This is a genomic window from Zavarzinia sp., from assembly GCF_049306435.1.
Taxonomy (GTDB): Bacteria; Pseudomonadota; Alphaproteobacteria; order Zavarziniales; family Zavarziniaceae; genus Zavarzinia.
Window position 1 is genome coordinate 1 of record NZ_JBAQRT010000135.1, and the last position, 8,791, is coordinate 8,791.

An 8,791-nucleotide genomic window follows, 5' to 3' on the forward strand; every position below is an offset into this window, starting at 1 on the left:
CCCCGTGATCGCCGCCGCGGACCCCCGCCGCGCCCTGTCGCTGGCCGCCGCGCGCTGGTTCGATGCCCAGCCGGAAACCGTCGTCGCCGTCACCGGCACCAATGGCAAGACTTCGGTCGCCAGTTTCACCCGCCAGATCTGGGAGACCCTGGGCCAGCCGGCTGCCGCCATCGGCACCCTGGGCGTGACCACGGCGGCGGGCGATACGCCGCTGGGCGTGACGACGCCGGATCCGGTCGTCCTTCATCGGGTGCTGGCCGATCTCGCCCGGCGTGGCATCCACCGCGCGGCCATGGAAGCCTCCAGCCACGGGCTCGACCAGCGGCGGCTGGATGGTGTTCGCCTGTCGGCTGGCGCCTTCACCAATCTGACCCGCGATCATCTCGACTATCACCACGATTTCGCCAGCTATCTCGCGGCCAAGCGGCGCCTGTTCGACACGCTGCTGCCTTCGGGCGCGCCCGCCATCGTCAATCAGGCGGGCGAGCCGGGCGCGGCCATCGCCCGCGCGGCCCGCGCCGCCGGCCTTCGTCTTGTCACCATCGGCGGGGAGGGGGCGGATATCGCCCTGCTGCGGCGCCAGCCGACCATGGTCGGCCAGGCCCTGCGGATCTCGCTTTTCGGCAGCACGTTCGAGGTCGAATTGCCGCTGGCGGGGGATTTTCAGGCGGCCAATGTCCTGGTCGCCCTCGGCCTCGTCGTCTCGACGGGGACCGACGCGGCGGCGGCGGTCGGCGCCGTGACGGCGCTCAAGGGTGTGCCGGGCCGGCTCGAACTGGCCGGGGTTCATGGCAGCGGCGCGGCGGTCTTCGTCGACTATGCCCATACGCCCGACGCGCTGGAGCGGGTGCTGGCCGCGCTGCGCCCCCATGTCGAGCGCCGCCTCGTCGTCGTCTTCGGCTGCGGCGGCGACCGCGATCCGGGCAAGCGGCCGGAAATGGGCCGCATCGCCGCCCGTCTCGCCGACCGGGTGATCGTCACCGACGACAATCCGCGCAGCGAGGAGCCGGCCGCCATTCGCGCCGCGATCCTGGCGGCCAGTCCCGGCGCCGTCGAGATCGGCGATCGCACCGCCGCCATCGCCGCCGCCCTGTCGGACCTGTCGGCCGGGGATGTCGTCGTCGTCGCCGGCAAGGGCCACGAACAGGGCCAGATCGTGAAGGGCGAGACCCGCCCCTTCGACGATCGCGCCGTCGTGCGCACGGCCCTTCGCATCATGCGGGGAGGGGCGGCATGAGCGCGCTCTGGACCGCGGACGAGATCGCCGCCGCCACCGGCGGCACGGCGCTGGCCGATTTCGCTGTCGGCAACGTCGTCTTCGACTCGCGCAAGGTCGAGGCCGGGGATTTCTTCGTCGCCCTGCCGGGCAGCGCGGTGGACGGCCATGATTTCGTCGCCCGTGCCCTGGCCGCCGGTGCCGCCGGCGCCCTCGTCACCCATGTGCCGGAGGGCGTCGCCCCTGATGCCGCCCTCGTCGTCGTGCCGGACACGATGGCCGGGCTCGAGGACATGGCCCGCGCCGCCCGGGCCCGCGCCGATGTCGTCGCCATTGGCGTCACCGGCAGCGTCGGCAAGACCGGGACCAAGGAAGCCCTGAAGGTCGCCCTGGCGCCCAGCGGGCCGACCCATGCCTCGGTCGGCAGTTTCAACAATCATGTCGGCGTGCCGCTCAGTCTCGCCCGGATGCCGCGCGAGACGCGCCATGGCGTGTTCGAGATGGGCATGAACCACGCGGGCGAATTGACGCCGCTGTCGCGCCTCGTCCGGCCGCATATCGCCATCGTCACCACGGTCGAGCCGGCCCATATGGAATTCTTCGCCTCGGTCGAGGCGATCGCCGACGCCAAGGCCGAGATTTTCGCGGGCGTGCCGGCGGGCGGCGCGGCGGTGCTGAATCACGACAACCCCCATTTCGAGCGGCTGGCGGCGGCCGCGACGGCACGGGGCCTTCATGTCGTCGGCTTCGGCACGGCGCCGGGTTGCCACGTCCGCCTGCTCGACCTCGTGCTGAAGCCGCACATGGTGATCGTCGACGCCATGGTCGGCAGTCGCCATCTGACCTACAAGATCGGCACCGCCGGAAGGCATTGGGCGATGAATTCGCTCGCCGTCATGGCCGCCGTCGAATTGTCGGGCGCCGATCTCAGTCTGGCCGCCCTTGCCCTGGCCGAGATGAAGCCGCCAGCCGGGCGCGGCCGCGCCCATGTCATCACCCTGGCCTCCGGCGGCAGCTTCACCCTCGTTGATGAAAGCTACAACGCCAGCCCCGCCTCCATGCGGGCGGCCTTCGCCAATCTCGCCCTGTCGGCGCCGGGCCCTCGCGGCCGACGCATCGCCGTCCTTGGCGACATGCGCGAACTCGGCCCCGGCGCGGACGCGCTTCACGCCGGCCTCGCCGATGCCCTCGTCGCCTCCGGCGTCGATCTCGTCTATGCCTGCGGCCCCCACATGAAGGCCCTCTACGAAGCCCTGCCCGCCCGCATCCGTGGCTGTCACACAACCGACTCGAAGAGCCTCGCGCCATATGTGTCCGAGGCGGTTCGTCAAGCAGATGTTGTGGTGGTGAAGGGATCTTTGGGCAGTTATATGGTCTCGATCATCGATACACTACTAAAGCTTGATTCGACTGATTCGGCCCTGTGAGGGCGCCGACAGTCTTTGGGAAGCATCATGCTGTTCAATCTCCTGGCCCCACTGGCCGACCAGTTCGCGGTTTTCAACCTCTTCCGGTATCTGACCTTCAGGACCGGCGGAGCGACCTTGACCGCCCTTCTGGTGGCCTTCGTTCTGGGGCCGCGCCTGATCAGCTGGCTGAAGGCGAAGCAGGGCAAGGGGCAGCCGATCCGCTCGGACGGCCCCAAGACCCACCTGAGCAAGCAGGGCACGCCGACCATGGGCGGCTTCCTGATCCTGATTGGCCTCGTCGTTTCGGTTCTGCTCTGGGCCGATCTGTCGTCGGGCTATGTCTGGGCGGTGACCTCGGTCACCCTCGGCTTCGGTCTGATCGGTTTCGCCGACGATTATCTGAAGGTCTCCAAGGTCAACCCCAAGGGCGTGCCGGGCAAGCTGAAGCTCCTGCTCGAGGTGCTCGTCGCGTCCGGCGCTGTCGTCTGGATCGTCGCGATCACGACGCCGGAACATTCGACCGCCCTGGCGATCCCCTTCTTCAAGGATCTGCTGATCCAGCTTGGCTGGTTCTTCATTCCCGTCGCGGTCTTCGTCATCGTCGGCGCGGGCAACGCGGTCAATCTGACCGACGGGCTCGACGGGCTCGCCATCGTCCCCGTGATGATCGCGGCCGGCGCCTTCGGCATCATCGTCTATCTGGTCGGCAATTTCCGCTTCGCCGATTACCTGCAGATCCACCATGTCGCGGGGGCGGGCGAACTCGCCGTCTTCTGCGGCGCGCTGGTCGGCGCCGGCCTCGGCTTCCTGTGGTTCAACGCGCCGCCGGCCATGGTCTTCATGGGCGATACCGGTAGCCTGGCCCTCGGCGGGGCGCTGGGCGCGATCGCCGTCGCGGTGAAGCACGAACTGGTGCTGGCCATCGTCGGCGGCCTGTTCGTCCTCGAGACGGTGTCGGTCGTCGTCCAGGTCATCTCCTTCAAGCTGACCGGCAAGCGCGTGTTCCGCATGGCGCCGCTGCACCATCATTTCGAGCAGAAGGGCTGGCCGGAGCCGACCGTGGTGATCCGCTTCTGGATCATTTCCGTCGTTCTCGCCCTCGTCGGCCTCGCCACGCTGAAGCTGAGGTGAGGCCATGATCGTCGCCGACAGCTTCCGCCATCAGAAGGTCGCCGTTTTCGGCCTGGCCCGGACCGGCATTTCGGCCGCCAGGGCGCTTGTCGCCGGCGGCGCCGAGGTCCTGGCCTGGGACGACAAGCCGGCGTCCCGCGATCACGCGGCGGCTTCGGGCGTGCCGCTGGCTGACCTGCGCGCGGCGGACTGGTCGGATATCGCCGCCCTGGTGCTGGCGCCGGGCGTGCCGCTGACCCACCCCGTGCCTCATGATGTCGTGAAGCTGGCGCGGGCGGCGGGTGTGCCCGTCATCGGCGACATGGAGCTTTTCGCCCGCTCGTCCCAGCGCGCCGCCGGCACCCGGGTGATCATGATCACCGGCACCAACGGCAAGTCGACGACGACGGCGCTGACCGCCCATCTGCTGGCGGCGGCCGGGGTTCCGGTCGCGGTCGGCGGCAATCTGGGCACGGCGGTGCTCGATCTCGAGCCGCTGCCGGCGGGCGGGGTCTATGTCTTCGAAGTTTCGTCCTACCAGATCGATCTTCTCGACACGCTGGTGCCCGATGTCGGCGTTCTGCTGAACATCACGCCCGATCATCTCGACCGCCACGGCGGCATGGACGGTTATATCGCGGTGAAGGCCCGCCTGTTCCGCGATCAGGACATGGCGCGGACCGCCGTCGTCGGTATCGACGACGATCATGTCGCCGCTATCGCCCGGCACCTCGAAGGCCGGGGCCGCAAGGTGACAGAACTGGCCATTGGCCGGGTGCTGGCGGCGGGCGTCTCCGCGACGAATGGCACGCTTTACGAAGACGGCGAGGCGATCTTCGATCTGACCACGCTGCCGCGCCTGCCGGGCGCGCATAATGGCCAGAATGTCGCCGCCGCCTTCGCGTCGCTTCGCGCCATCGGTCTCGGGGCCGAGGCGATCCTGGCGGGTCTTGCCTCCTTCCCCGGTCTCGCGCACCGGATGGAGCTGGTTGGTCAGCGCGGCCGGGTGCGCTTCGTCAACGACAGCAAGGCGACCAATGCCGATGCCGCCGCCAAGGCGCTCGCCGCCTATGACCGCATCTACTGGATCGCCGGTGGCAAGCCCAAGGCGGGGGGCATCACCACCCTCGGCGATTACTGGCCGCATATCGCCAAGGCCTATCTGATCGGCGAGGCGGCCGAGGATTTCGCGGCGACCCTGGCCGGCCATGTCCCGGCGACCATCACGGGCACGCTGGACGCGGCGGTCGAGGCGGCGGCGCGCGATGCCACGGCCAGCGGCGACGCGGCGCCCGTCGTGCTGCTGTCGCCCGCCTGCGCCTCCTTCGACCAGTTCAGCGACTACGAGGCCCGGGGCGATCGCTTTCGCGCGCTGGTGCAGGCCCTGGGGGCGGAGGCGGCATGACGACCTTTACCTTCGCCCGCACGGATAATTCGGTTGTCGGCCGCTGGTGGTGGACGGTCGACCGCTGGGCGGTGATCGCCCTGACCCTGCTGATCATCATGGGGCTGGTGCTGACCCTCGCGGCCAGCCCGGCGGTGGCCGAGCGGATCGGTGTCGATCCCTTCCATTTCGTGCGCCGTCAGGTCGCCTTCCTGGTGCCGTCGATCGCCGCCATGTTCATGATCTCGCTGATGAGCGTCGATCAGGTGCGGCGTCTGGCCTGCCTCGCCTTTGTCCTGACCCTTGCCGCCCTGGCCGCCACCCTCGTGATCGGCACGGAAATCAAGGGCTCGCGCCGCTGGATCGGTGTCGGCTCGCTGTCGATCCAGCCTTCGGAATTCGTGAAGCCCGCCTTCATCGTGGTCTCGGGCTGGCTGCTGGCCGAGCGTCAGCGCCATCCGGGCTTCCCCGGCGGCATCCTCTCGGTCCTCGCTTATCTTTGCGTTGTCGCCATCCTGCTGATGCAGCCGGACTTCGGCCAGACCCTGCTGGTTTCGATGATGTGGGGGACGCAGCTTTTCGTCGCCGGACTGCCCATGGTGATCGTCGTCGCCATGGCCGGCCTCGCCACGGTTGGCATCATCGGCGGTTACCTGCTGCTGCCGCACGTCGCCTCGCGCATCGACCGCTTCCTGAACCCCGAGGCGGGCGACAATTATCAGGTCGACCGTTCGATGGAAGCCTTCATGTCGGGTGGCCTGTGGGGCCGGGGTCCGGGCGAAGGCACGGTGAAGCGTATCCTGCCCGACGCCCATACCGACTTCATCTTCGCCGTCGCGGGCGAGGAATTCGGCATGATCGCCTGCCTCGTGCTGGTCTTGCTGTTCGCCTTCATCGTGCTGCGCCTGCTGGCCCGGCTGCTGCAGGAAGGCGATTCCTTCGTCGTCTATGCCGGCACCGGCCTCGTCTGTCAGTTCGGCCTGCAGGCCTCCATCAACATGGGCGTGAATCTGCATCTGCTGCCGGCCAAGGGCATGACCCTGCCGTTCATTTCCTATGGCGGCTCGTCCATGCTGGCGCTCGCCTTCGGCATGGGCATGTTGCTGGCGCTCTCGCGCATCCGGCCCGGCGCCGGAGGCTACCGGTGAGCGCCGTGGCCGATAAGCCCTCGGGCGTCATCGTGCTCGCCGCTGGCGGCACGGGCGGCCATGTCATGCCGGCGCAGGCGCTGGCGGCGGAGCTTCGCCGCCGGGGCCGGATGGTTGCCGTGATGACCGATGTCCGGGGCGAGAAATACCGCGCCGGTTTCGGCGACGTGCCTTTCGCCGTCATTCCCGCCGGCACTTTCGCCGGGCGCGGTCCCTTGGCGCGGCTGCGCGCGGTTCTCGACATCCTGCGCGGCACGATCGCCGCGCGCCGCCTGTTGAAGCGCTGGGATGCGGTCGCCGTCGTCGGCTTCGGTGGTTATCCGACCTTGCCGCCCATGCTGGCCGCGGTCAGCCGCCGCCTGCCGACCTGCCTGCACGAACAGAATGCCGTGCTCGGCCGGGTCAACCGGGTGATGGCGCCGCGCCTGTCTGCCCTGGCGGTATCCTTCGCCAGGACCCTCGGCCTGTCGCCCCGGGATGCGGCGCGGGCGGTCTTCACCGGCAATCCGGTGCGGCCCGAGATCGTCGCCATCGCCGCCAAACCCTATGCCGAGCCGGCGGCCGATGGTCTGTTCCGCCTGCTCGTCCTCGGCGGCAGCCTCGGCGCCCGGGTGATGAGCGAGGTGGTGCCCGCCGCCCTGGCCTTGCTGCCGCCGGCGCTGAAATCCCGCCTGCAGGTCACCCAGCAGGCGCGGGACGAGGAAGCGGTGGAGGTCGCCGCCCGCTACCGCGCCGAAGGCATCGCCGCCGAACTCGCGCCCTTCTTCACCGATGTGCCGTCGCGTCTCGACTGGGCGCATCTGGTGATCGCGCGGGCCGGGGCTTCCACCGTCGCCGAACTCGCCGCCGCCGGGCGCCCGTCCATCCTCGTGCCGCTGCCCTCCGCCGCCGATGATCACCAGACGGTGAATGCCGCCGCCCTCGTCGACGCGGGCGCGGCCTTCGCCGTCGCGCAAGGGGATTTCACCCCGGCCGAACTCGCCAAGCGCCTGCAGCGCCTGGTCACCGTGCCGTCGCGCCTGACCGAGGCGGCGCAGGCCGCTCGGGGCCAGGCCCGGATCGATGCCGCCGAACGGCTGGCCGATCTGGTCGAGGGCCTGTGCCGCGACTCCACCAAGTCTCTTTCCGAAAGGGTAGCCGCATGAGAGCGCTGCCGCTCGACATCGGGCCCATCCACTTCGTCGGCATCGGCGGCATCGGCATGTCCGGTATCGCCGAGGTCATGCACAACCTCGGCTATCGCGTCCAGGGTTCGGACATGGCCGACAGCGCCAATGTGAAGCGCCTGCGCGAGGCGGGGATTCCCGTCGCCGTCGGCCATGCCGCTGAAAACTTGGGCGAGGCGCGCATCGTCGTCATCTCGTCGGCGGTGAAGCCGGGCAATCCCGAACTCGACGCCGCCCGCGCCCACATGCTGCCCGTGGTGCGCCGGGCCGAGATGCTGGCCGAACTGATGCGCCTGCGCTGGTGCATCGCCGTCGCCGGCACTCATGGCAAGACCACGACGACCTCGATGATCGCCGCGCTGCTCGATGCCGCCGGGCTCGACCCCACGGTGATCAACGGCGGCATCATCAACGCCTATGGCACCAATGCCCGCCTCGGCGCCGGCGACTGGATGGTGGTCGAGGCGGACGAGAGCGATGGCACCTTCACCCGCCTGCCGGCGACCATCGGCGTCGTCACCAACATCGATCCCGAACATTTGGATTTCTACGGCACCTTCGAGGGCGTGAAGGACGCGTTCCATCACTTCATCGACAATGTGCCCTTCTATGGCTGCGCCGTGCTCTGCATCGATCACGCGGAAGTGCAGGCGATGATCAGCCGCGTGCCGGATCGCCGCATCGTCACCTATGGTCTGTCGCCCCAGGCCGACATCCGCGCCGTCAACGTGCGTTTCGCCGCTGGTGGCGCCACCTTCGACGTGCAGCTGACCGACCGGCCGACCGGCGAGAAGCGCATGATCCGCGAACTCCGCCTGCCCATGCCGGGCAAGCACAATGTGCTGAACAGCCTGACCACCATCGCGATCGCCCGCGAGATGGGCTTCGACGACGAGGTGGCGCGCAAGGCGCTGGCCACCTTCGCCGGCGTGAAGCGGCGCTTCACCCGGACGGGCGAGACCAATGGCGTGACCGTGATCGACGATTACGGCCACCACCCGGTCGAGATCCAGGCCGTCCTCAGCGCCGCCCGCACCGCCTATTCGGGCCGGGTGATCGCGGTCGTGCAGCCCCACCGCTACAGCCGGCTGCAGAGCCTGTTCCTCGAATTCTGCACCTGCTTCAACGATGCCGACACGGTGATCGTCGCCGATGTCTATGCCGCGGGCGAGCAGCCGCTGCCGGGCGTCGACCGCGACCATCTGGTCGACGGGTTGCGCGCCCATGGTCACCGCCATGTGGTGCCCCTGCCGGGACCGGATCACCTCGCCGCCATCGTCGCCGAGATCGCCCGCCCGGGCGACCTCGTCGTGTGCCTCGGCGCCGGCAACATCACCCAATGGGCGGCGGCCCTGCCG

7 protein-coding genes are annotated in these 8,791 nt (G+C 69.3%); all 7 read left to right on the forward strand.

The window, feature by feature from the left end; all coding sequences use genetic code 11:
- The coding region (locus tag WAZ62_RS07325) for a UDP-N-acetylmuramoyl-L-alanyl-D-glutamate--2,6-diaminopimelate ligase (protein WP_422642860.1) at positions 1-1,237 on the forward strand (1,237 nt) is incomplete at its 5' end.
- Positions 1,234-2,643 carry a UDP-N-acetylmuramoylalanyl-D-glutamyl-2,6-diaminopimelate--D-alanyl-D-alanine ligase gene (locus WAZ62_RS07330; protein ID WP_422642861.1) on the forward strand — a complete coding sequence of 470 codons (1,410 nt, stop codon included), beginning with the start codon at positions 1,234-1,236 and terminating at the stop codon, positions 2,641-2,643. The genes WAZ62_RS07325 and WAZ62_RS07330, both read left to right, overlap by 4 nt.
- Positions 2,644-2,670: 27 nt before the next feature.
- The gene (mraY, locus tag WAZ62_RS07335; RefSeq protein ID WP_422642862.1) at positions 2,671-3,756 is read left to right on the forward strand and encodes a phospho-N-acetylmuramoyl-pentapeptide-transferase; all 1,086 of its coding nucleotides are present in this window, start codon (positions 2,671-2,673) and stop codon (positions 3,754-3,756) included.
- Positions 3,757-3,760: 4 nt separating this feature from the next.
- A complete protein-coding gene (murD, locus tag WAZ62_RS07340; protein WP_422642863.1) occupies positions 3,761-5,140 on the forward strand; it encodes a UDP-N-acetylmuramoyl-L-alanine--D-glutamate ligase in 1,380 nt (459 codons plus the stop codon).
- Entirely contained in the window at positions 5,137-6,267 is a 1,131-nt protein-coding gene (gene ftsW / locus WAZ62_RS07345; RefSeq protein WP_422642864.1) for a putative lipid II flippase FtsW, read from the forward strand. Before murD ends, ftsW begins: the two co-directional genes overlap by 4 nt.
- A gap of 5 nt (positions 6,268-6,272) precedes the next feature.
- Positions 6,273-7,412 (forward strand): undecaprenyldiphospho-muramoylpentapeptide beta-N-acetylglucosaminyltransferase, encoded by a 1,140-nt coding sequence (gene murG, locus WAZ62_RS07350; protein ID WP_422642865.1) that lies wholly within the window; start codon positions 6,273-6,275, stop codon positions 7,410-7,412.
- On the forward strand, positions 7,409-8,791 hold a 1,383-nt coding region (gene murC / locus WAZ62_RS07355), incomplete at its 3' end, for a UDP-N-acetylmuramate--L-alanine ligase (protein WP_422642866.1). The genes murG and murC, both read left to right, overlap by 4 nt.